This is a genomic window from Streptomyces sp. NPDC029014 (assembly GCF_055564695.1).
In genome coordinates, this window is record NZ_JBVHVT010000051.1 from 36,884 (window position 1) to 58,356 (window position 21,473).

19 protein-coding genes and 2 pseudogenes are annotated in these 21,473 nt (G+C 71.8%); 11 read left to right on the forward strand and 10 right to left on the reverse strand.

Features of this window, described 5'->3' with window-relative positions; translation table 11 throughout:
* Positions 1–12 precede the first annotated feature (12 nt).
* From ACZ4VL_RS25970 to ACZ4VL_RS25980, 3 genes are read right to left on the reverse strand one after another with little or no spacing between them, the layout of a single operon-like run.
* Complete coding sequence (locus ACZ4VL_RS25970) at positions 13–456, reverse strand: roadblock/LC7 domain-containing protein (RefSeq protein WP_468204384.1); 444 nt, start codon at positions 454–456, stop codon at positions 13–15.
* Entirely contained in the window at positions 456–3,419 is a 2,964-nt protein-coding gene (locus ACZ4VL_RS25975) for a sensor histidine kinase (protein ID WP_468204387.1), read from the reverse strand. The genes ACZ4VL_RS25970 and ACZ4VL_RS25975 overlap by 1 nt, the downstream gene beginning before the upstream one ends.
* Before the next feature lie 58 nt (positions 3,420–3,477).
* Positions 3,478–4,248 (reverse strand): MHYT domain-containing protein, encoded by a 771-nt coding sequence (locus ACZ4VL_RS25980; protein ID WP_468204390.1) that lies wholly within the window; start codon positions 4,246–4,248, stop codon positions 3,478–3,480.
* Between the two features lie 159 nt (positions 4,249–4,407).
* Between ACZ4VL_RS25980 and ACZ4VL_RS25985 the strand changes: the two genes are divergently transcribed.
* Positions 4,408–5,025: a class I SAM-dependent methyltransferase gene (locus ACZ4VL_RS25985; RefSeq protein ID WP_468204393.1), complete on the forward strand. Its 618-nt coding sequence runs from the start codon at positions 4,408–4,410 to the stop codon at positions 5,023–5,025.
* On the opposite strand, the gene ACZ4VL_RS25990 is transcribed toward ACZ4VL_RS25985, so the two are convergent.
* Entirely contained in the window at positions 5,026–5,940 is a 915-nt protein-coding gene (locus ACZ4VL_RS25990) for an oxygenase MpaB family protein (protein ID WP_468204397.1), read from the reverse strand.
* 136 nt (positions 5,941–6,076) lie between these two features.
* On the opposite strand from ACZ4VL_RS25990, the gene ACZ4VL_RS25995 reads away from it, so the two are divergent.
* Together ACZ4VL_RS25995 and ACZ4VL_RS26000 are read left to right on the forward strand one after the other, a co-directional pair.
* Positions 6,077–6,874 (forward strand): hypothetical protein, encoded by a 798-nt coding sequence (locus ACZ4VL_RS25995; RefSeq protein ID WP_468204401.1) that lies wholly within the window; start codon positions 6,077–6,079, stop codon positions 6,872–6,874.
* Between the two features lie 95 nt (positions 6,875–6,969).
* Positions 6,970–7,431 carry an SAM-dependent methyltransferase gene (locus ACZ4VL_RS26000; RefSeq protein WP_468204403.1) on the forward strand — a complete coding sequence of 154 codons (462 nt, stop codon included), beginning with the start codon at positions 6,970–6,972 and terminating at the stop codon, positions 7,429–7,431.
* 73 nt (positions 7,432–7,504) lie between these two features.
* Here ACZ4VL_RS26000 and ACZ4VL_RS26005 read toward each other — a convergent pair whose 3' ends face one another.
* The gene (locus ACZ4VL_RS26005) at positions 7,505–7,687 is read right to left on the reverse strand and encodes a hypothetical protein (RefSeq protein ID WP_468204404.1); all 183 of its coding nucleotides are present in this window, start codon (positions 7,685–7,687) and stop codon (positions 7,505–7,507) included.
* 266 nt (positions 7,688–7,953) lie between these two features.
* Here ACZ4VL_RS26005 and ACZ4VL_RS26010 point away from each other — a divergent pair, with 266 nt between their 5' ends.
* Entirely contained in the window at positions 7,954–9,264 is a 1,311-nt protein-coding gene (locus ACZ4VL_RS26010) for a GAF domain-containing protein (protein ID WP_468204406.1), read from the forward strand.
* Positions 9,265–9,317: 53 nt separating this feature from the next.
* Positions 9,318–10,841 (forward strand): acetaldehyde dehydrogenase ExaC, encoded by a 1,524-nt coding sequence (exaC, locus tag ACZ4VL_RS26015; RefSeq protein WP_468204408.1) that lies wholly within the window; start codon positions 9,318–9,320, stop codon positions 10,839–10,841.
* Between the two features lie 219 nt (positions 10,842–11,060).
* Here the strand turns inward: exaC and ACZ4VL_RS26020 are convergent, their stop codons facing one another.
* From ACZ4VL_RS26020 to ACZ4VL_RS26030, 3 genes are all read right to left on the reverse strand, one after another.
* Entirely contained in the window at positions 11,061–11,348 is a 288-nt protein-coding gene (locus ACZ4VL_RS26020; protein WP_468204410.1) for a hypothetical protein, read from the reverse strand.
* Positions 11,349–11,478: 130 nt separating this feature from the next.
* On the reverse strand, positions 11,479–12,597 hold the full coding sequence (locus ACZ4VL_RS26025) for a fatty acid desaturase family protein (protein ID WP_468204412.1): 1,119 nt from the start codon (positions 12,595–12,597) through the stop codon (positions 11,479–11,481).
* 7 nt (positions 12,598–12,604) lie between these two features.
* Positions 12,605–13,660 carry a ferredoxin reductase gene (locus tag ACZ4VL_RS26030; protein WP_468204414.1) on the reverse strand — a complete coding sequence of 352 codons (1,056 nt, stop codon included), beginning with the start codon at positions 13,658–13,660 and terminating at the stop codon, positions 12,605–12,607.
* Positions 13,661–13,747: 87 nt separating this feature from the next.
* Here ACZ4VL_RS26030 and ACZ4VL_RS26035 point away from each other — a divergent pair, with 87 nt between their 5' ends.
* Positions 13,748–14,887: a PucR family transcriptional regulator gene (locus tag ACZ4VL_RS26035; RefSeq protein ID WP_468204416.1), complete on the forward strand. Its 1,140-nt coding sequence runs from the start codon at positions 13,748–13,750 to the stop codon at positions 14,885–14,887.
* A gap of 485 nt (positions 14,888–15,372) precedes the next feature.
* On the opposite strand, the gene ACZ4VL_RS26040 is transcribed toward ACZ4VL_RS26035, so the two are convergent.
* The gene (locus tag ACZ4VL_RS26040) at positions 15,373–16,077 is read right to left on the reverse strand and encodes a helix-turn-helix transcriptional regulator (protein WP_468204441.1); all 705 of its coding nucleotides are present in this window, start codon (positions 16,075–16,077) and stop codon (positions 15,373–15,375) included.
* Positions 16,078–16,164: 87 nt separating this feature from the next.
* On the opposite strand from ACZ4VL_RS26040, the gene ACZ4VL_RS26045 reads away from it, so the two are divergent.
* The 4 genes from ACZ4VL_RS26045 to ACZ4VL_RS26060 all read left to right on the forward strand — a co-directional run bounded on the left by ACZ4VL_RS26045 (position 16,165) and on the right by ACZ4VL_RS26060 (position 19,923).
* Entirely contained in the window at positions 16,165–16,602 is a 438-nt protein-coding gene (locus ACZ4VL_RS26045; protein ID WP_468204418.1) for a hypothetical protein, read from the forward strand.
* A gap of 237 nt (positions 16,603–16,839) precedes the next feature.
* Positions 16,840–18,105, forward strand: a complete 1,266-nt coding sequence (locus ACZ4VL_RS26050; RefSeq protein WP_468204420.1) for an NAD(P)/FAD-dependent oxidoreductase — start codon at positions 16,840–16,842, stop codon at positions 18,103–18,105.
* A 259-nt stretch (positions 18,106–18,364) separates the two neighbouring features.
* Positions 18,365–19,303: a MerR family transcriptional regulator gene (locus ACZ4VL_RS26055; protein WP_468204422.1), complete on the forward strand. Its 939-nt coding sequence runs from the start codon at positions 18,365–18,367 to the stop codon at positions 19,301–19,303.
* A 53-nt stretch (positions 19,304–19,356) separates the two neighbouring features.
* Complete coding sequence (locus ACZ4VL_RS26060; RefSeq protein WP_468204423.1) at positions 19,357–19,923, forward strand: GNAT family N-acetyltransferase; 567 nt, start codon at positions 19,357–19,359, stop codon at positions 19,921–19,923.
* Positions 19,924–19,958: 35 nt separating this feature from the next.
* Here ACZ4VL_RS26060 and ACZ4VL_RS26065 read toward each other — a convergent pair.
* Positions 19,959–20,306 (reverse strand): annotated as a pseudogene (locus ACZ4VL_RS26065) (transposase); the annotation flags it as partial.
* Here ACZ4VL_RS26065 and ACZ4VL_RS26070 point away from each other — a divergent pair.
* A pseudogene (locus tag ACZ4VL_RS26070) lies at positions 20,304–21,392 on the forward strand (DUF4246 family protein); the annotation flags it as partial. The pseudogenes ACZ4VL_RS26065 and ACZ4VL_RS26070 sit on opposite strands and share 3 nt — an antisense overlap.
* Between the last annotated feature and the right edge of the window lie 81 nt (positions 21,393–21,473).

Consider the following 21,473-nt stretch of genomic DNA (forward strand, 5'->3'; position numbering starts at 1 on the left):
GGACCGCCGCCCTCAGCCCGCAGCCGGCGGCTGGGCCGCGAACCGGGGCGGGGCGTACAAGTGCTCCCCGACGCGCTTGACCAGCCGGGCCATCTCGTAGGCGATCAGCCCGATGTCGGCGCCGGCCGCGCTGAGCACGGTCAGGCAGGACCCGTCCCCGGCGGCCGCAACGAAGAGGAACCCGTCGTCCAGCTCCACCATCGTCTGGCGTACGCCCCCGACCTGGAAGTGCCGGCCGGCCCCCTTGGCGAGACTGTGGAAACCGGAAGCCACGGCCGCCAGGTGTTCCGCGTCCTCCCGGCTGAGCGCGCTGGAAGCGCCCACCGCCAGCCCGTCACTGGACAGGACCACGGCGTGCCGGACCTCCCGGACGCGGAGCACCAGCTCGTCCAGCAGCCAGTCCAGCTCGCCGGCCCTGCGGATCCCGCCGGTACCGAACCTCTGGTGCTCGATCATCACGCTTCTCCTTCGCTGCCTGAGTGGGCGGAGTTCTCCTGGGCGCCGCGGACCCAGCCGGCCCGGTACGCCGCCATCCGGTCCCGGGCCCGCTCCGGGCTGCGCTCCGGCTCCCCCGCCGGCGGCTCCCCCGCCGGCGGCTGCGCCGCCGCGCCGGCCGCCGGGGACTCGGGGGCGGCGGCCTCGCGCAGCTGCGGTACCAGGCTGGCCTGGCGTACGCGGCGCGGCAGTTCGGCCGCCGAGGAATCGGCGGCACCTGCTCCGGTCGACCGCGGCGCGGGGAGCGGGGCCGGGACGGGGATCGGGGACGGCGGTACGGCCGCGGGGGCGGGTGCCGGCTCACGTGCCGGCTCGGGTGCGGGCTCGGGGCCGGGTGCGGGCTCCGGCTTGGATGCGGGCGCCGGATCCAGGTCCGGTGTCGGCTCGGATTGCGGAGCCGCCTTGGGTGCCGGTGTGGGTGGGGTCTTCGGCCGGGGTGCGGTCTCCGGCGCCGCCGGGGCCGGAGCCGCCGGGGAAGGGGCCGGAGCCGCCGGGGAAGGGGCCGGAGCCGCCGGGGAAGGGGCCGGAGCCGCCGGGGAAGGGGCCGGAGCCGCCGGGGAAGGGGCCGGAGCCGCCGGCGCCGGAACCCGGGCCGGCGTTCGACGGGTGCCCGCGCCGGCGCGCGGCCGCAGCGTGGACACCGGGGCCGGGTGCGGTTCCTTGTGTACGGGGCTCCGGTCGACGTCCGGGACACCGCGCGCGTCCTCGCGCACGGGGGCCGCGGCGGGCGGCTTCCGGTCCGCCTCCCCGGCCGGGTCGACCACCTCGGCCCGGCCCGCGCCCGTACCCGTCGGGTCCGGGCCGGAGCCGGGCCGGATCGTGTCGTGGAGCAGGGACTTCGGCAGGAGCACCACTGCGAGGGTGCCCCCGTACGGCGACCGGTTCAGGTGCACCTTCACGCCGTGCCGGGCCGAGAGGCGGCTGACGACGAAGAGCCCGAGCCGGTCGCTGTCGAAGAGGTCCAGGGCCTCGGACTCCTCGATGCGCCGGTTGGCCTCCTCCAGGCTGCCGCGGCCCATGCCGAGTCCGCGGTCCTCGACCTCTAGGACGTATCCGGTGCCGACGGGCTCCCCGCTGACCCTGACCTTGGTGTGGGGAGGGGAGAACTGGGTGGCGTTCTCGATGAGTTCGGCGAGCAGGTGCGTGAGGTCGGCGACGGCGCCGCCGACGACGGCGGCCTCCGCCATCCGGCCCGTCTCCACGCGCGGGTAGTCCTCGATCTCGGAGACGGCGGCCCGGACCACGTTCGTCAGTGGGACCGGTGTCCGCCACGCCCGCCCCGGGGCGGCACCCGACAGGATGATCAGGCTCTCCGCGTGCCGGCGCATGCGGGTCGTGAGGTGGTCGAGGCGGAAGAGGTCACCGAGCTCGCCGGGGTCGTCCGCGCGCCGCTCCATCGAGTCGAGCAGGGTGAGCTGCTTGTGCACCAGGACCTGGCTGCGGCGGGCCAGGTTGACGAAGACCCCGCTGATCCCCCCGACGAGTTCGGCGCGTTCGACGGCGGCGGCCAGCGCGGCCCGGTGGACGGTGGCCAGCGCCTCGCCGACCTGGGTGATCTCGTCCTCGGCGGCGGGGCCGGGCGGGGCCTCGGCCTCGACGTCGACGCTCTCGCCGGCCCGGAGCCGCTGCATGGCGTGCGGGAGCTTGCGGCGGGCGATCTCCAGGGCGGTGTCGCGCAGCGAGACCAGCTCCATGACGAGTCCGCGGCCGATGCGGACCGAGATGACGAGCGAGGCGGCGACGGCGGCGAGGCCGAACAGGACGGCGGCGCCGGCCGGTCCGAGGATGCCCTCGGCGAGGGGGTCGCCGCGGTCGGCGGCGGCGTGTGCGGCGGTCTCGATCTCCCGCATCGAGCTGCTGACGCTCGTGTACGCGGCCTCCCAGCCGGCGGCCGCGGCGCGCGGGTCCTTGGCGGTCCCGGCGGTCAGCACCCGGTCCTCGGCGCCGGTGAGGTCGGCGTAGGCCGAGCTCTTGGCGACCGCCTGCCAGGCGTCCCGCTGGGCGGTGGGCAGGTCGTCGGCGGAGCTCGCGGTGAGCGCGCGGCGGGTCTCGATCGCGCCGGTGAGGCGCCGGAGCGATTCGGTGTTGCGCTGGCCCGGCAGGGAGATCAACGCGTCCTCGCGGGCCAGGAGTTCCGCGGCGCGGGCGAATTCGAGCAGGACGCGGGCCCCGGGGCCGGGTTCGGTCTGCTCGCTGCCGGAGAGGGAGCCGGTGACGGCGAAGGCGTCGTCGACCACGCGCGTGTACGTCTCGTACGCCGCATCGGGGGTGGTGCGGCGGTCGTGGATGTCCTTGCGGGCGGAGCCGAGGCCCTCGGCGGCGGCGACGAAGGCGCCGAGGCGGACGACCAGGTCGGTGCGGTGGTCGCCGGACTCGGCGACGGTGTGCCGGTCGCCCAGCCGGAGCCGGCGGACGGCTTCGTCGGTGCGCCGCTGCTGCTTGTCCAGCTCGGCGGTGCGGTCGGGGGCGGGGTCGGCGAGGTAGCGGACGGCGGCGCGGCGCTCGGCCTGGAGCTCGGTGACCGCGGCTGCGACGGGGGTGCGGATCTGTGTGTCGAGCCGCTGGGTGCGGCTGATCCGGGCGATGTCCTGGGCGGTGCCGACGGTGGCGAGGCCCCAGAGGGCGAGCAGCGAGACCACGGGGACCATGAGCAGCGAGACGATCTTCGCGCGGACGGTCGCGGGCCGCAGGCGCAGCCGCGGTCGCGGCCCTCGGCCGGGGTGTGGGAGGCGGGCCCCGGTGGCCGTACCCATCCCTGCGCCCGTGCCCGCGCCCGGACGGGGAGGGTAGGCGGGTCGCGGTCCGGTCCCTGGTTCCGGCTCCGGTTCGTCCGCGGGCGGTCCCGCATGGGCCCGGCGGCCGCGGGCCGGGGGTGCGGGCAGCCGCTGCGCCGCCGGTTCCGGTCGTCTGTGGGGTGTACGCATGGGCTCCTCGTCGGGGGTGCGGGCGTGCTGGCGTGCGGAGGGGGTGAGGAGCAGGGGTTCAGTGGGCGGTCGCGGCGGTTGCGCCCGGCCCGGAGGCGGCGGCCCGGTCGTCGGTGGTCGGCGACAGCGCGACGAACGCCGAGGTGAGGAAGAGGTAGGAGCCGAGCCCGACGGCGAGCGGGAAGACGAACTGCAGGGCGGTGGCGCCCGTGAGGTGCTGGTCCGAGGGGGTGACGCGGACGGCGACGGCCAGCATCCCGGTGTAGTGCATGCTGCTGACGGCGGCGCCCATGACGAGCGAGGCGACGGCCACGGCAGCCGGCGATTCGATGTTGAGGGCGGCCCACAGCGCTGCGGTGGCCGCGACGACGGCGACCGCCACCGACAGTCCGACGGTGAGCGGGTCGTACGAGATCCTGCCGTGCAGCCGCAGGGCGGCCATGCCCAGGTAGTGCATGCTGGCGACGCCCAGCCCGGTGGTCAGGCCCCCGAGGAGCAGGGACCGGATGCTCCGCCTGCCGTACCCGACCGCGAAGACGCCGCACCCGACGACCGCGACGGCCACGACCAGGCTGAGGACGGTGAGCGGAACGTCGTAGTGGATCTCCGTTCCGGTCACGTGGAAGCCGAGCATCGCGACGAAGTGCATGGTCCAGATGCCGGTGCCGATGGCCGAGGCCGCGGTCAGGAGCCAGTTGCGGCGGGAGGAGCCGGTCGCGGTGAGCGCGCGGACGGTGCAGCGCAGCCCCAGGGCGGCGCCGACGGATGCCATCACATATGACAGTACGGGCGTCAGCCAGCCGTACGCCGCATGGTCGAGGTGTCCCATGGCCCCCGGACGCTAGTCCGGGTGAGGGCACGAACAAGGGACGCATTTCGAAAGCCATTGGAACTGCTGGAATATGACAGAGCTACGTTCATCTCCGATCAGGGCTCGTGCCACCTTGCCCGCGGTCCGCACGGGCGGGCCATGGGGGACCATGTGCCCATGACGGAAGACCGCTCGACACACACGGACGTCACACACGTGCAGGAGTTCTTCGGGACGCGCGCGGCAGGCTGGGACGAGAAGTTCCCGGACGACGAGCCCGCCTTCGCCCGGGCCGTGGCCGACTTCGGGCTGCGGCCCGGCGACCGCGTCCTCGACGCCGGCTGCGGGACCGGACGGGCGCTGACCCCGCTGCGGGCGGCCGTCGGACCGTCCGGCACCGTACTCGGCGCCGACATCACCCCGCAGATGCTGGCCGCCGCGCGGCGGGCCGGGCGGGACGCCGACGGTGCCCTGCTGCTCTCGGACGTGGCCCGGCTGCCGCTGCGCGACGGGGCGCTCGATGCGGTGTTCGCCTCCGGGCTGGTCGCACACCTCCCGGACCCGGCGGCGAACCTGCGCGAGCTGGCCCGCGTCGTCCGGCCCGGGGGCGGGCTCGCACTGTTTCACCCGATCGGGCGGGCGGCCCTGGCGGCCCGGCAAGGCCGCACGTTGACACCGGGCGACCTGCGGGCCGAGCACAACCTCGGCCCGCTGCTGGCCGGTTCGGGCTGGAAGCTGCTCTCGTACACCGACGAGGAGGCGTGCTTCCTGGCCCTCGCAGTGCGGGGCGGCTGATCAGGCCGGAGGCTGGGCCTCGGCCCCGGCCGGCCGGCGCGGGTGCGGGACGGGGCATCCGCCCAGGCCGGGCACCGGGAAGGTGCCGAGCTCGCCCACGTCGTAGCCGTTCCGGTAGCCCTTGATCTCCGGGTTCTGGCGCGCGTAGTGCGGGGCCTTGCGCGGCGGCAGCAGCCGGACGGCGCGGCCGCGCAGCCGCAGGGCGCCGCGGACGAGCCGCTGGACCTGCGGGCGGGGGCGCCCGTACCGGAAGGCGTCGAGCAGCGGCTGGTCCAGCAGGGCGAGGCTCGCCCCGCGCAGGACGGGGGCCAGCGGACCCGGGTACCAGGAGGCCATCAGGTCCAGGGTGGAGTCGGCGACCTTGCGGCCGCCCTCGTCCCATCCGAAATGGGTCTGTTCGTAGGCGTTCAGGGTCTCCTCGAACTCGTCGTAGGAGCCCGGGACGTCCTTGATGCCCAGGTGCCGGCCGAGGGTGGCGTAGTAGTTCGCGGAGGCGCGGCGCTCGTGGTGGGTCATCGGGCGCCAGCCGTAGTCGTCCATCCAGCGCACCGGGATCACCACGAACGTGCACAGGACGTAGCGCATGTCCTCGTTCGAGATGTCGTAGCTGCGGTGCATCTGGTTGATGCGGCGGATCGCGGTGCGCGCGGTGTCGCTCTCGAAGCCGTGCTCCACGACCGCGTCGAGGAGCAGCGCGGTGTCGTCGTAGCGCTTCTGCGGGCGGTCCGTGAACTCGGCGGTCTCGGCCAGGAGCCGGCCGATGCTGGGCACGGCGTAGGTCCGGAAGAGGGCGAGCTCCAGGGCGCGGGTGAAGTCCCAGGGGAACTCGTACGTGGCGGTGAGCCGGTAGATGGTGAGGAAATCCTTGTCCGGGTCCAGACCGAGGATCTCCCTCAGCCGGTCGTAACGCTGCACCGGGGTGTCCCTTTCTGTGGCGGGTGGCCAACTCTACGTGCAGGTAGCGGGCTTGGAAATCGCCGCCCGCGGGCTCTCGACGCGGGGGTTACCGGCTGGTTAGGGTGCGCCGACGAGCGAGCGACCGGGAGGCCAGGTGTCCGATGAGGAGGAGGGCGGTTCGCTCTACGTGCTGACCGCCGTGCTGCTGACCCCCGCCCAGTTCCCGAGCGTGCTGGGCGACGACTTCCCCGAGGCCTGCGCACTGCTGGGCGTGCCCCCGGCCCCGGACGGGTACGGGTTGGTGCTCGGGCAGGACGAGGAGGGCGCGCGCTGGACGGTCGTCGTGGACGACGTCTCGCTCGTCGCCGCCGCGATCGCCTCCTGGGACTGCGGCATGCAGTACGACCTGTCCCCCGACGAGCGGACGATCGTGGTCTCGCTGGCGGGCTGGCCGCTCGACCTGTCGGTGGCCGCCTCCGGGATCCCGGACCCGCACGACCCGGAGCAGGGCGCGGACGGCACCGGGCGGGTGCCGCTGGCCCCTCCGTCGGCCGACGCCTGGGGGCCGGTGCAGCGGCGGATGGGCGCGGACCAGATCGCCCGGGAGTGGGCCGACTGGCAGGACCGGGCCGCGGCCGACGGAGGGGCGGCGGCTGCCGCCCACCCTGGGCTCGCGCGGGCGCTGCGGGAGGCTCTGGAGTACACGCGGACGGCGCCGCCGCCCGGACGGGTGCGGTCCTCCTTCGCCGGCGAGGGCGCGCGGACGCTCCGGGTGGACGGGCCCGGCTGGTCCCTGGTGGCCCGCACCGACGGCGCGGCCTTCGTCCTGCTGGACGACGAGCCGAGCGAGGTCCTCCCGGTGCCGCCGGGCGGGGAACGGCAACTCACGGAAATCCCGGCGCTGCCGGAGCTGCTGGCCGCGCTGGACCGCATCGCCGTACGCCCGGCCTGACACGCAGCCGGCACCGGCACCGGACCCGGACCCCGACCCGGCCGCCCGGCAACCTGACCTACCGACGGAGAACGAGCGGGAACGAGGAGAACGGCATGGTGGTGGAGTCCGAGCCGGTGGGCGTGGTCGTGGGCGGCCGTGCAGAGGTGGCCGACGACGACTGGGGGCGGGAGAGGGCGGTGATCCGCCTGGACGCCGGCCGGTTCGGCCCGGAAGCGCTGTACGGACTGGAGTCCTTCTCGCACGTCGAGGTCGTGTACCACTTCGACCGGGTCCCGGCGGAGAAGGTCGAGACCGGCGCCCGGCGGCCCCGCGGCAACCCCGACTGGCCGCTGGTCGGCATCTTCGCCCAGCGCGGCAAGAACCGGCCGAACCGCCTGGGCGTCTCCCGGTGCCGTCTGGTGTGCGTGGACGGCTTGGACGTGCACGTGGAGGGTCTCGACGCGGTGGACGGAACGCCCGTCCTGGACCTGAAGCCGTACATGGCCGAGTTCGGGCCGCGCGGCGGCGTCAGCCAGCCCGTGTGGGCCACCGAGCTGATGCGGGACTACTACTGAGCCGGCCGGACCCGCTCGGGAGGCGGGCCGGACGGGCCGTACGGTGGTCCGGCCGGGAAGCTCCCCGCGGCGCTCAGCGGCCGAGCTGCTTCCTGGATATGCCCCGCAGGCGGCGGCGCTGGGAGGGGTCCAGCAGCAGATAGGCCGCCGTCGGGACACCGATCAGAACCAGCAGCCCGGCCCAGAACCCGACCAGGCTCCACACCACGATGGCTGCCACGACTCCGGCAACTGCGACACCCGCACGCTTGGACATCAGGGCACCTCCACCCGTCGTCGCCTCACTACCTTCACTACCCCGTCACCTGCCTCAACGCGCCACGGCGGCGACGCGTTCCCGCCGGGGCCCGCCCGGATCGGCCCCCGCGCGGACCCCGGCCCGCGCCCCCGTGACCCGCGCCCACGAGTGGCCGCGTTTCGGCGGTGGAGTGGCCGGGCGCGGTCTTGCCGCGGGCCCGCCCCGCGGCGACGATGGGGCGCTTTCCGGGGCCGCGGGAGCTCCGGAACCCGCGGGAGGGTGACATGGACGAGCCGCCGCCGGCACTGCCTGCCGGAGCCGACCCAGCCGAGCACCGGCGGGTACTGCGCAGGGCGCACACCGCGTTCACCCGGCACGGGCGCGTCGAGGGCCCGGTCCGGACGGTGATCGCGAGGTCCTGGTTGCGCTGCGCCCGGGCCCGCGTCAGCCCGGACTGCGCGCCCGAAGTGGAACTGCCGGAGGCGGAGCTGCGGCCGTACCGGGCGCAGCATCCGCTGGCCCGGGTGTTGCCGCTCTTCCGGGACCTGGTCGGGGCCTTCGCGGCGCACGGGTCGCACCTGCTGGCCGTGTGCGACGCCAGCGGCAGCCTGCTGTGGGTGGAGGGCGAACCGGCCACCCTGCGCCGCGCGGAGCGCCTCGGCTTCGTCCCGGGCGCCCGGTGGTCCGAGACGGCGATGGGCACCAACGCACCCGGGACGGCGGTCGCACTCGGCCGGCCGGTGCAGGTCCTCGGGGCCGAGCACTTCAGCCGGCGGGTCCACGCCTGGACCTGCGCCGCGGCCCCGGTGCGCGACCCCCGTACCGGCCGGGTCCTGGGCGCGGTGGACATCACCGGCGGCGACGGGCTGGCCCACCCCCACTCGCTCGCCTTCGTACAGGCGGTGGCCCGCGCGGCCGAGTCCCAGCTGGCCCTGCTGGACCCGGCGCCCGCGGCCTGCACGGACACCCTCGGGGCTCTCGGCCGGGACGAGGCCCTGCTGACCGGCGCCGACGGGACACGGACCCGGCTGGGACGGCGGCACAGCGAGATCATGGCCCTGCTCGCGCACCACCCCGACGGGCTGACCGGCGAGGAGCTGGCGGTCGAGCTCTACGAGGACGAATCCGTGTCACCCGTGACGTTACGCGCCGAGATGGCACGGCTGCGCGGCCTGCTGGGCTCCCGCGCCCCGCTCTCCCGCCCCTACCGCACGGCCGCTCCGCTGCGGGCCGACTTCACCACCGTCACCCGCCACCTCGCCGCCGGCGCCGTCTCGGCGGCCCTCCAGCACTACGCCGGCCCCCTCCTCCCCGCCTCCACCTCGCCCGGCATCGTCCGGCTACGCCGCCGCATCGAGGAGCAGGCGCGGGCCGCCGTGATCGCCCGGGCGGACGTGGGGCTGCTGACCGACTGGGTGTGCACGCCGTGGGGCGCCGACGACCCGGAGGTGTGGCGGGCGCTCGCCGCGGCCCTGCCCCCCGGGGACCGCCCGGTGGCGCTGGCCCGCGTACGGTCCCTGGACGGCGAACTCGGCACCGTACGGCCGCGGCCGGCGCACCGCCGTGCAACGTATCCGCAACCTGCGCGCTCCTAGTCTCCTGCCGAGCGCCGGCCGACGGCGGCCCGCGCCCGGCGAGGGAGGACACCATGGCCCGTTACGCTGCACCCGGCACCGAGGGCGCGCTGATGTCGTACGCGTCCCGGTACGACCACTTCATCGGCGGCGAGTACGTCGAACCCGTCCGCGGCCAGTACTTCGCCAACCCCTCCCCCGTCAACGGCGAGACCTTCACCGAGGTGGCGCGCGGAACGGCCGAGGACGTGGAGCGCGCCCTCGACGCGGCGCACGCGGCCGCGCCCGCGTGGGGACGCGCCTCGGCGGCCGAGCGGGCCGCCGTCCTGCTGCGCATGGCGGACCGGACGGAGGAGCACCTGGAGGCCCTGGCCGTCGCGGAGACCTGGGAGAACGGCAAGCCGATCCGCGAGACCCTCGCCGCCGACCTGCCCCTCGCCATCGACCAGTTCCGCTACTTCGCGGGCGCTCTGCGCGCCCAGGAGGGCGCGCTCAGCCAGCTCGACGAGGACACCGTCGCCTACCACTTCCACGAGCCCCTCGGCGTGGTGGGGCAGATCATCCCGTGGAACTTCCCGCTCCTGATGGCGGTGTGGAAGCTGGCACCGGCCCTCGCGGCGGGCAACACGGTGGTGCTGAAGCCGGCCGAGCAGACGCCGGCCTCGGTGCACTACTGGTGGGGCCTGGTGGCCGACCTTCTGCCGCCGGGTGTGGTGAACATCGTCAACGGCTTCGGCGAGGAGGCGGGCAAGCCGCTGGCGTCCAGCCCGCGGGTCGCGAAGATCGCGTTCACCGGGGAGACCTCCACGGGCCGGCTGATCATGCAGTACGCGGCGGAGCACCTCAAGCCCGTCACCCTCGAACTCGGCGGCAAGAGCCCGAACATCTTCTTCGACGACATCTGGACGGTCGACGACGACCTGCGCGACAAGGCCCTGGAGGGGTTCGCCATGTTCGCCCTCAACCAGGGCGAGGTGTGCACGAGCCCGTCACGGGCGCTGATCGAGCGCGGCCGGTACGGGGACTTCCTCGACGCGGCGGTCGCCCGCACCGAGCTGATCGTGCCGGGGCACCCCCTGGACACGGACACGATGATCGGTGCGCAGGCCTCGGAGGAGCAGCTGCGGAAGATCCTGTCGTACGTGGAGATCGGCCAGCGCGAGGGCGCGAAGGTCCTGACCGGCGGCGAGCGCATCGACCACGGCGGCGACCTGGCCGGCGGCTACTACGTCCAGCCGACGATCTTCGAGGGCGACAACCGGATGCGGATCTTCCAGGAGGAGATCTTCGGCCCGGTGGTGTCCGTGACCTCGTTCCAGGACTTCGAGGACGCCATCCGCATCGCGAACGACACCGCGTACGGCCTGGGCGCGGGGGTGTGGACCCGCGACATCAACACGGCGTACCGCGCGGGCCGCGCGATCCAGGCGGGCCGCGTCTGGACGAACTGCTACCACGCCTACCCGGCCCACGCCGCCTTCGGCGGCTACAAGCAGTCCGGCATAGGCCGCGAAACCCACAAGATGATGCTGGAGCACTACCAGCAGACGAAGAACATTCTTTGTAGCTACTCGCCCAAGAAGCTTGGGTTCTTCTAGAGGCGTGAAGTCCATTGCCGGTTGAGGTCACTCCGGGTCATCAGATCGAAACCCTGGGCATTCTCCGTTTGCGTCAAGTCGTCCGTTCGACGGAGGTTCGGCGGGGAGGCCCCTGGTCCGGGGCCGCCCTAAGCTGCTGTGGACACCCGAGCCGGGTCTCTGACCCACCGCCCCAGGAGCTTTGTTCACGAGAGCGTCTCGTGAACAAAGCCATCCTGGTCACCGAGCGGGCAAGCCACGGCTGTCGCCGCTTTCATCTGCTTGCCCGCAAATTGCCGAGAACTCACCTGCGTCGCCCTTTCCGCCGAGCGCGGGTAGTACGCGAAGGCTGTCGGCGGACTGCCGTTGGGTCATGAGTTGCCCATGGGCGGCCGGGTCGCTGAGGGTTAGACCGTAGCCGTACAGCACGAGCACGCTGCCACGATCGCGCGCTACCTGCCGCCACCGACCTGATGCCGTCGCATTGGCGCGGGCAATCACGGTGCCGTCGTCGTGCTCGAGGGTCACCCTTCGGCCCGCGATAGTGAGCGTGAGGTGCCGCGGTGAGATTCGGGTTGTTTCGAGCACCGCTCCCGGACCAGTCGCGGACCCCCGTCAAGCAGTTCCTCGGCCGAATGGCCCGAACCAGCACCGGGAGTCAGGCCGCGACGAGCTCCCGCTCGCGGTCCGGCGTCGTGACCTTGGGCTTCTTGTTCGGCAGCGAGAGCCGGAAGACCTTGCGCCAGGCGGAGAACACCTGCTTGGGCAGCGGCCCGGTGACGTACTCCAGCTCGTACTTCTCGAACAACGCGCGCACCTTCACCGCGACCTCGGCGTACCGGTTGCTCGGCAGGTCCGGGAACAGGTGGTGCTCGATCTGGTGCGACAGGTTGCCGGTCATGAAGTGCATGGCCTTGCTGCCGCTGATGTTCGCCGAGCCCATCATCTGGCGCAGGTACCACTGGCCGCGCGTCTCGCCCTCGATCGACCGGCGCTCGAAGACCTGCACGCCCTCGGGGAAGTGCCCGCACATGATCACCGAGTGGGACCAGAGGTTGCGGACCAGGTTCGCGGTGAACGTGGCGGCGAGCGTGGTGAGGAACGACGGGCCCGAAAGGAGCGGGTGGATCACGTAGTCCTTGAGCACCTGCTTGCGGATCTTGCGGCCCACGGCCCTCGCCCGCGCGCGGAACTCCGGGTTCTTGCGGCGGCGCTTGTTCAGGTTCTTGCCGAGTTCCAGGTCGTACGCGGCGATGCCGTACTCGAAGAAGCAGGCGTTGATGAAGTTCCACAGCGGCTGGCCGAGGTGGAACGGGTGCCACTTCTGGTCCTCGTCGACGCGCATGATGCCGTAGCCGAGGTCGTTGTCCTTGCCGATCACGTTGGTGTACCTGTGGTGCAGCTCGTTGTGCGAGTGCTTCCACTGCTCGGCCGGCGAAACGTGGTCCCAGTCCCAGGTGGTGGAGTGGATCTTCGGGTCCCGCATCCAGTCCCACTGGCCGTGCAGGACGTTGTGGCCGATCTCCATGTTCTCCATGATCTTCGCCACGGACAGGCCGGCGGTGCCGATCAGCCACGCGGGCGGGAAGAACGAGAACAGCAGGACGCCCCTGCTGGCCAGCTCGAGCTTGCGCTGCGCCGAGATGACCTTGCGGATGTAGGCGGCGTCCTTCTCACCGCGGCCTGCGATCACCTCGTCGCGGATCGCGTCAAGCTCGCGGCCGAGCTCCTCGATCTGCTCCGCGGTCAGGTGGGCGGTGGGGTCGATGGCGGTCAAGGTGGTCCTACCGTTCGATGTCGCAGGGGCCCGCCGCGGCGGACACGCAGGTCTGGATGAGGACGCCCGGCCCGGCCTCGGTGATCTCGCCGGTGCGCAGGTCGCGGACGGCGCCCGCCGTGAGCGGCGTGACGCAGCCGAAGCAGATGCCCATGCGGCACCCGGACGGCATGAGCACGCCGGCCCCCTCGCCGACGTCCAGCAGCGGCGTGGCGCCGTCCGCGTCGACGGTCTTGCCGGTGGTGCCGAACGTGACCTCGCCGCCGTCGCCGACGGCGACGACGCCGGGGCGGAAGCGTTCGGTGTGCAGGCGCTCCGCGACGCCGTGCTCGGTCCAGTGGTCCTCGGCGGCGTCGAGCAGGCCCGCGGGCCCGCACGCCCAGGTCTCGCGCTCCGCCCAGTCGGGGACGATTTCGCCCAGACGGGCGATGTCGAGCATGCCGTCCGTGTCGGTGTGCAGCTCGGTGAGACGCAGCTTCTTGGCCGCGACCAGATCGTGCAGGTCGTCGCGGAAGATCACGTCGTGCGGCTGCGGTGCGGAGTGGACCATGACGACGTCGTCGAACTCGATGTCGCGCAGCATGCCCATCACCGGCGTGATGCCGCTGCCGGCCGTCACGTAGAGCACCTTGGCGGGCTTGGCCTCCGGCAGCACGAAGTCGCCGGTCGCCTGGTCGAGCTGGATCAGCGTGCCCGGTTGCGCCCTGCGGACCAGGTGGTTGCTGACCTTGCCGTCCGGGATCGCCTTCACGGTGATCGTGATCCGGCCGTCCCGGCGGTTCGTCGGCGAGGTGAGCGAGTAGGCACGCCACAGGCGCACCCCGTCGACATCGACCCCGATCCGCACGTACTGACCGGCCGTGTGGCCGCGCCAGCCCCGTCCCGGCCTGATCACGATGGTCGCGGCGTCACCCGTCTCGGGATGCACGGCCTCGATGCGCCCCCGCAGGTCGCCGCCCGCACGCAGCGGGCTGACCAGGTCGAGGTAGTCCGACGGCAGCAGCGGCGTCGTGACCATCTCCAGCAGTTTCCACGCCCTACTGCGGAGGGCTGCACTCGTCATGGCCCCAGCTTGATGTGCTTCAGGGGGTAAAGTCCTGTCCGTAGGACGTGAATCTGATCGGCTGGATTGTTCGCAGGGAACAAAAACGTGAGTCATGCAGTCCGGAGGGCCAGCGAACTGGTCCTGGATGAGACGACGGTCACCGCGCTTCGGGCCGCGCTGAGGACCACCGCCGACGAGGTCGTCCAGGCGATCATCGACGAGGTCCCGCCCTACGCCAACGCCCTTTCGGGCCGCATGGGCGCCACCATCCGCCGAGCCGTCCGCACCGCCCTGGGCCTCTACCTCGACCTCGCGAGCGGGAAGGCCACGGGCGGCGACGCCGGCGCCGCGGCCTACGAGCTGGGCCGTGGCGAGGTCCGCGACGGCCGTTCGATGGACGCCCTGCTCAGCGCATACCGGGTCGGCGCCCGCGTGGCCTGGCGGGGCCTGGCCGCAGGTGCCGTACCCGCAGGTCTGCCCGCCGCCCAGGTCGCCAAGTTCGCCGAGCTGACCTTCGCCTACATCGACGAGCTCTCCGCCGCGAGTGCCGCGGGCCACGCCGACGAACTGGCCGCGCGGGGCCGGGCCCACGAGCGCCACCTGGAACAGCTGGCCCGCGACCTCCTCTCCGGCGCGGGCCCGGACGTGCTCCTTGCCGCTGCCGGGCGGGCCGGGTGGCAGCCGCCGGTTTCGCTGACCGCAGTCCTGCTGCCCGCCGCCCAGGCCCGGCCGGCCTACCGCGCGCTCGACCCGGGCACCCTCGTCCTCGACGATCTACCGGACGCCTCCGGCGTGCTGCTCGTCCCCGATGCCGACCGAGCACATCTCCTGAGGCAGCTGCCCGACCGCACCGCCGTGGTCGGCCCGGCCCGGCCGTGGACGCGTGCGTCCGCCTCGTACGCACGAGCCGTACGCGCGCGCTCCCTCTCCTCCGACATCCGCGACACCGAGGACCACCTGCCCGAGCTGGTACTGAGCGCCGACGCGGACGCCTTCGCCGACCTGCGTGCCCGAGCCCTCGCACCGTTGCGGACCCTGCCGGCCACGACCGCGCGGCGGCTCGAGGAGACGCTGCGGGCGTGGCTGCTGCACCAGGGCAGGCGGGACGAGGTGGCGGCGGCGCTGTTCGTCCACCCCCAGACCGTCCGGTACCGGATGTCGCAGGTGCGAGAGCTGTTTCCGGATCTCGGGTCGCCGCAGCGGGTTCTCGAACTGACGCTGGCGGTCGGTCTCCAGGTGGGCTGACGTGCTCTTCGACCGTCCACGACCGCGTCCTCGAACGGTCCAGGACTCGAGCCTCGCCCTCGGTGCGATCAGCCGGCTCCTGCGGCCCGGGGAGGAACCGTATGAGCCGGCCGAGAATGAGAGTTGCGGAGCACCCGCACGAGGAGGGTTGGCGGTCCAGCGGCGGACCAATCCGAGCTGCGGCTCCCGACTGACGGCCAGTCCAGTGCCGATCACTCCCAGAACGTCCCGCCTCTCCCCCCTTCCCCGCCCGGGTCAAGATCCGGGCCATTTCCGGACCAGCTCTCGCCAACGGTCCGCGCCAGCTGCCCTTTTCCCAGGTCAGAGTGCATGCAGCTGCTGTACCACCAGCAGACGAAGAACCTCCTGATCAGCTACTCCCCCAAGAAGCTCGGTCTGTTCTGAGCAACAGGTGCGGCCTCGCGTCCAGGGACCGTCGACGACAGGGGCGGCTCGGAACTGCGGACGGCGGGGTGGTGTACGCCTCAGGACGGGCGCGCGGTGGTGGACGGGGAGGAAGCCGGCTCCAGGCGGACGCAGCAGTGGCCGGGGCTGGGCGCCAGGCATGCCTGGAGTCCGCCTTCGTCCAGTCCCTCGAGCACGCCACGGAGCAGGTGGAGGTTCATTCCGCACACGGTCTGGGTGTGTTCGCGAGCGAGCGCATGGAAGGGGCAGTTGCCGAGGACGATGGCGTCACCGTCACGGCGGGGTTCGAAGCCGTTGTCTTCCAGCAGGGCGAACACACTCGTCTGGTCCGGCCCTGCGAGCCGCGTGCCCAGTTCGTGGGCTTTGCGGTGCAGGACGGTGCGGACCGGTTCGCCGGTGGCTTCGGATTCCTCCAGCGCCCGGGCGAGCAGCCGGCCGGCGAGTTCGTAGTGACGCTCGGGCAGGCTGACGGTGACCTGCTTGGTGGAGCGCTTGTAGAGCTTCGCGGGGCGGCCGGCGCCGGGACCGGTGCGGCCACTGCGGCGTTCGTAGACGACGTCGAGGAGCGATTCGTCGGCCAAGCGGTCCAGGTGGAAGGCCGCGGTCTTCCGGGGAAGGCCGACGGCCTCGGCTGCTTCGTCGCGGCTGACCGGTCCCGGCTGGCGCACGACGTGGTCGTACAGCCTCCTGCGGTTCGGCTCGTCGAGAGCGGCGACGGCTGAGACGTCGGGGCGGTGCGCCTCTTGCGGGTGGTCCATGAACACCAGTGTAAAACCCAAGGCCATTGACGAAAGAAGATTTCCGCGCTTCTATTGCTAGTGAAACTTGTCGATAGAAGGGAGGCGGCCGCCATGTCGTCCGCACCCACAACCCCCACGCCCGTCACCCCCCGGCGGGCCGCCTTCAGTGACCCCGGTTACCAGGCATTCGTCATCCTGCGCACCGGGTTCACCGTGGCACCGATCCTGTTCGGGCTGGACAAGTTCGCCAACCTGCTCGTCGACTGGCCCACCTACCTCGCGCCCTGGATCAACGACATCGTCCCGGGCAGCGCCCAGGCAACCATGTACGCCGTCGGCGTCATCGAGATCATTGCGGGTCTCGCCGTCGCCATCGCCCCGCGGTTCGGTGGCTGGCTGGTCGCCGGATGGCTCGCCGGCATCATCGTCAACCTGCTGACCATCCCCGGGTACTACGACGTGGCGCTGCGCGACTTCGGCCTCCTGCTCGGTGCAGTCGCCCTCGCCCGGCTCGCCCAGCACTACCACGGCGAGCGGCAGCCGCACTGACAGGTCTCGAAGGACACGCAACTGAAGGCCGGACTGCACACCGAGCACGCCGCAGCCTGATGCGGTCGCAGCCGCCTGCCGACCGCCAGACGGCAGACACGCCCGGTACCGCCTTGACCACCCGCAGCGCAGCCCATCGACGACGATGGGCCGGCCAGATGCGACACCGACGGGGACCGGGCTCGCCGGGCGGACCCGCTGGTCTGCGGACAGAGCCGACGCAGCAGAGGAGAGATCATGGCCGCGAACGCAGGATTCGTGATCGTCGGGGCCGGCCTGGCTGGCGCGACGGCAGCACAGACACTCCGGGAAGAGGGTTTCGTCGGCCCGGTCGTGCTGCTCGGACAGGAGAGCGAGCGCCCCTACGAACGGCCGCCGCTGTCCAAGGGCTACCTGCTGGGCAAGGACGAGCGTGAGACGGTCTACGTCCATCCCTCCCAGTGGTACACCGAGCACGACGTCGACCTGCGCCTGGGCGCCACCGTCACCGCGATCGACCCGGCCGGACACGAGGCGGCGCTCGCCGACGGCAGCCGCATCGGCTACGCGAAGCTGCTGCTTACCACCGGCTCCTCCCCGCGCCGCCTGCCGGTTCCCGGAGCCGACCTCGACGGGGTCCACTACCTGCGCCGGCTCACCGACAGCGACCGCATCAAGAAGGCATTCGAGTCCGCATCCCGCATCGCGGTGATCGGGGCCGGCTGGATCGGCCTGGAGACCGCGGCCGCCGCCCGCGCAGCCGGCGCGGAGGTCACCGTCCTGGCGACGGCGGAACTGCCCTTGCTCCGCGCGCTGGGCCGCGAAGTGGCCCAGATCTTCGCCGACCTGCACACCGATCACGGAGTCGACCTGCGCTTCGGTGTGCAGGTCGCTGAGATCACCGGGGCTGACGGCCGCGCCAACGGCGTGCTGCTGACCGACGGGAGCCGCATCGACGCCGACGCGGTCATCGTCGGCGTCGGCGTCACCCCCAACACCCAACTCGCCACAGCCGCCGGCCTCGACGTCGACAACGGCATCCGCGTCGACGCCCACCTGCGCACCTCCCACCCGGACATCTACGCCGCCGGGGACGTCGCGAACGCCTTCCACCCCTTGCTCGGTCAGCACATCCGCATCGAGCACTGGGCCAACGCCCTCAACCAGCCCCAGGTCGCAGCCAAGGCGATGCTGGGCCAGGACGTGACGTACGACCGCCTCCCGTACTTCTTCACGGACCAGTACGACCTGGGCATGGAGTACAGCGGCTACGTCGAACCCGGCGGTCACGACCAGGTCGTCTTCCGGGGCCGGACCGACACCCGCGAATTCATCGCCTTCTGGCTCGCCGAGGGCCGGGTACTGGCCGGCATGAACGTCAACGTCTGGGACGTCACCGACGATGTCCGCGCCCTCGTGACCTCAGGCAAACCGGTCGATCCGAGACGGCTCGCCGACCCCGACGTACCCCTGAGCGAACTTCTCGACCGGCCCGACGCGACTGGACGTCAGCCCGGAGAATGATCTCAAGGTGGCAGCCCCGCCTCCCGCATCCGGCCGCACCCCGGCACACCCGGACACCGCACACCCGATACGGGCCAACTCACCTTGGCGCATCCGGGCGTGCCGGTGTTCCGGCTCGGCCGCCGGCGCCGGGAGCGGCTTCCTGAGGCCGCCGGACTGCGCAAGTGAGGAAATAGTCAAGACCTGTGTACGAGGGGGCTGGCCGTCGGCAGGCGAGGGGGCTTGAGTCTCCCGTAGGGGGAGACACCAAGGTATGGGCATGGACGGCGACACGCTTTACTCGATCGGCGAGCTGGCTCGGCGGACCGGTCTCACGATCAAGACCATTCGGTTCTACTCCGATCGCGGAATCGTGACGCCGACGGACCGCAGCCCGGCCGGCTACCGCTTGTACAACATCGACGCCGTCGCGCGCTTGGACCTCGTGCGGACCCTGCGGACACTGGGGCTAGACCTTCCCACGATCCGCAAGATCGTCGATCGGGAGCTCTCGCTCCCTGAGGTCGCCGCGGCGCATGCCGAGGCACTCGCGGTGCAGATTCGCATCCTGCGTCTGCGGCACGCGGTGCTGACAGTCGTGGCCGAGCGTGGGCTCACTCCCGAGGAGACCGATCTCATGCACCAGCTTGCCCAGCTTTCCGAGGACGAACGCCGAGATCTCATCGGCGATTTCCTCGACACTGTCTTCGACGGTCTCGGCGCCGACCCCGCATTCGCAGGGGTCATGCGCTCGATGACCCCCGAACTGCCGGATACTCCCGAGGCGGAGCAGGCCCGAGCATGGGTGGAGTGGGCCGAGCTGGCCCTGGACCCGGACTTCCGTGCCGGCGTGCGACGAATGGCCGAGGACCTGGCGGCCGAACGAGCACAGGGCGACACCACGGGCCCGCGCCGCGACTTCGCCGCAGCTGTCCGTGACCTGGTCGCCCCGGCCCTGGCGGCGGGCATCGACCCGGCCTCCCATCAGGCCGATCCGATCGTCGCGGCGCTTGCGGATCACTACGCGCACATCTGCGGCCGCCCTGACGACGCCGAGCTTCGCCGTCGGCTGCTGCTCCGACTGGAGGGTGTGAACGACCCGCGCAGGGAACGGTACTTCCAGTTACTCGCAGTGATCAACAGCTGGCCTGCTCCGGAGAGCCTGGTGCGAGTGCTCGACTGGTCCGTCGAGGCCCTGCGCGTTCGGACGCAGCGGTAGTGGGCCCGGAACCGTCTGCGCCGGGGCCAGACGCCGACGCGTACGATCGGCCGGTGACTGACACCGCCGTACTGCGTGCGGATGCCACGCCGTCCGCTCCCGCCCTCGTTATTCGCCCCTGGTGCATGCAGGACGTTCCCGCGCTGGTCGAGGCATGCCAGGATCCAGCCTTGCGCCACTGGACAAGCTCTTCCGTGGAGAACGACGCCGACGCAGTGCGGTGGGTGTGGGCCCAGCAGCGGGGATGGGCGGTGGGCGACCGGTTCGGCTTCGCGGTCCTTGAAGCGCAACCCGATTCAACCCATGGGCAGTTGGTCGGCAATGTGGTCCTCAAGGGAGTCGCCTCCGGCAAACCCTCGGCTGAGGTGGGCTATTGGACCGCGGCGCATGCTCGCGGACGCGGTGTGGCGCCTCGCGCTCTGGAGGCCCTCACTGGCTGGGCCTTCGACACGCTCGGGGCCGGCTGGCTGAAGCGTCTGGAACTCCTGCATCAGGTGGACAACTCCGCTTCGTGCCGGGTTGCGCAGAAGAGCCGGTACGAGTTCGACAGCCTTCTGCCCGCGGCGCTGCCCTCCTTCCCTCTCGACGGTCATCTGCACATACGGTGCAGGGATGCCTGAGATCCACTCGCGTTCTGCGGATCGGCCGAGGTGGCTCATGCCGCGCGGGTCTCGGGGCGCTCGACGAGTTGGCCGCGTTCGAAGCGGGCTCCGGCCCGGACGAGTGGGACGAGGTGAGCGCCGTTGACGGCCCGCCAGCGGGCCTGTGCGGACTCGATCAGCTTGAACACCATGGCGAGTCCGGCGGCACGGGATCCGGCGCCCTTGGTGACCTTGGTGCGGAGTCGAACGGTGGCGAAGGTCGACTCGATGGGGCTGGTGGTCCGCAGGTGGATCCAGTGCTCGGCCGGGTAGTCGCAGAACTCCAGCAGCACGTCCTGGTCGCTGGTGATCTTTGCGACGGCTTTGGGGAACTTCGCGCGGTAGAGCTTGGCGAAGGTCTGGTTCACCCCTCTCTGTTCTGCCTGGTGAGAGAGGCGAGTGGCGCGCCCGAGCAGGCTTGGCAGAACCCGACGGACCGCTATTCGAGGCACGAGTTCTCGGAGAAGTTCCAGTGGCTGCCCACGGACGTCGACGTCAGCGACGACGGCGAGGTCGCCTTCCGTTCGTACGTCAACAACGTCCACCCCGACATCCATCACGAACTGGCCTCGGTCCTCCCGGATGTGTTCGCCCGCCTGCGCCCGCTGTGGGAAAACGTGCTCACCGACCTGCGCCATCCGCGGCCCCTGCGGATCGAGGCCGATCCCTACGGGTGGTACGACTCGGAGCCGGAATACCCGAACACGTCCTGCTACGGTGATGACGAGGCCTACGCAGAAGCCCGTCGTGCGTGGGAACTGGCGCACGAAGACTGGTGGGAGAACCGCCGCCCGGTCGTCCCGGACGCCCCGGCCTTCACCCCGCCCGAGTTGCCCGACGTAGCCGCCCGGGTCGACTTGCGCGGCAGCCGCCTCCAGGTCATCGTCAAGCTCGCCACGATCCACCTCACCCCGGACAAGCCCGAGTACCCGGGCGGTTCCTGGCACGTCGAGGGGATGCTGAACGAGCGGATCGTCTCGACCGGCATCTACTACTGGGACAGCGAGAACATCACCGAGAGCCGGCTGAGTTTCCGGGCGGCACTCGACGACCCGAACTACGAACAGAACGACCACAACGGTGTGCGTGAGGTCTACGGCCTGGAGGACGAAGACGCACTGAACCAGGTACTGGGATCGACATCGACCCCGGCGGGCCGCTGCCTGGCGTTCCCGAACGTCCTGCAACACCGCGTCGGCTCGTTCCGCCTCACGGACCCCACCCGCCCGGGACATCGCAAGATCCTCGCGTTCTTCCCGGTAGACCCGTCGAAAACGATCACCTCGACATCCGATGTGCCGCCGCAGCAGCCGTGGTCGGACACCTCGACCATGACGCTCGCACAGGCACGGCACTACCGCGAACAACTCATGCAGGAACGTAAGTTCTTCGTCGACGAACACAACGAGCAGCTCTACGAACGAGAATTCTCACTCTGCGAACACTGAACCCCGTTCGTCCTGGATACCGCCTCTGTCGAGGCAGCTGCCGGATCTTCCGGAAACCGCATGCAGCCGCGCGCGCTTCTG

Bases quoted from the DNA above. Each gene is read 5' to 3' on its own strand.
- ACZ4VL_RS26055 (WP_468204422.1), top strand. From the start codon at position 18,365: ATGGACGGCGACACGCTTTACTCGATCGGCGAGCTGGCTCGGCGGACC.
- ACZ4VL_RS25975 (WP_468204387.1), bottom strand. From the start codon at position 3,419: ATGCGTACACCCCACAGACGACCGGAACCGGCGGCGCAGCGGCTGCCC.
- ACZ4VL_RS26050 (WP_468204420.1), top strand. From the start codon at position 16,840: ATGGCCGCGAACGCAGGATTCGTGATCGTCGGGGCCGGCCTGGCTGGC.
- exaC (WP_468204408.1), top strand. From the start codon at position 9,318: ATGGCCCGTTACGCTGCACCCGGCACCGAGGGCGCGCTGATGTCGTAC.
- ACZ4VL_RS26030 (WP_468204414.1), bottom strand. From the start codon at position 13,660: ATGACGAGTGCAGCCCTCCGCAGTAGGGCGTGGAAACTGCTGGAGATG.
- ACZ4VL_RS25985 (WP_468204393.1), top strand. From the start codon at position 4,408: ATGACGGAAGACCGCTCGACACACACGGACGTCACACACGTGCAGGAG.
- ACZ4VL_RS26005 (WP_468204404.1), bottom strand. From the start codon at position 7,687: ATGTCCAAGCGTGCGGGTGTCGCAGTTGCCGGAGTCGTGGCAGCCATC.
- ACZ4VL_RS25970 (WP_468204384.1), bottom strand. From the start codon at position 456: ATGATCGAGCACCAGAGGTTCGGTACCGGCGGGATCCGCAGGGCCGGC.
- ACZ4VL_RS26000 (WP_468204403.1), top strand. From the start codon at position 6,970: ATGGTGGTGGAGTCCGAGCCGGTGGGCGTGGTCGTGGGCGGCCGTGCA.
- ACZ4VL_RS26045 (WP_468204418.1), top strand. From the start codon at position 16,165: ATGTCGTCCGCACCCACAACCCCCACGCCCGTCACCCCCCGGCGGGCC.
- ACZ4VL_RS25980 (WP_468204390.1), bottom strand. From the start codon at position 4,248: ATGGGACACCTCGACCATGCGGCGTACGGCTGGCTGACGCCCGTACTG.
- ACZ4VL_RS26010 (WP_468204406.1), top strand. From the start codon at position 7,954: ATGGACGAGCCGCCGCCGGCACTGCCTGCCGGAGCCGACCCAGCCGAG.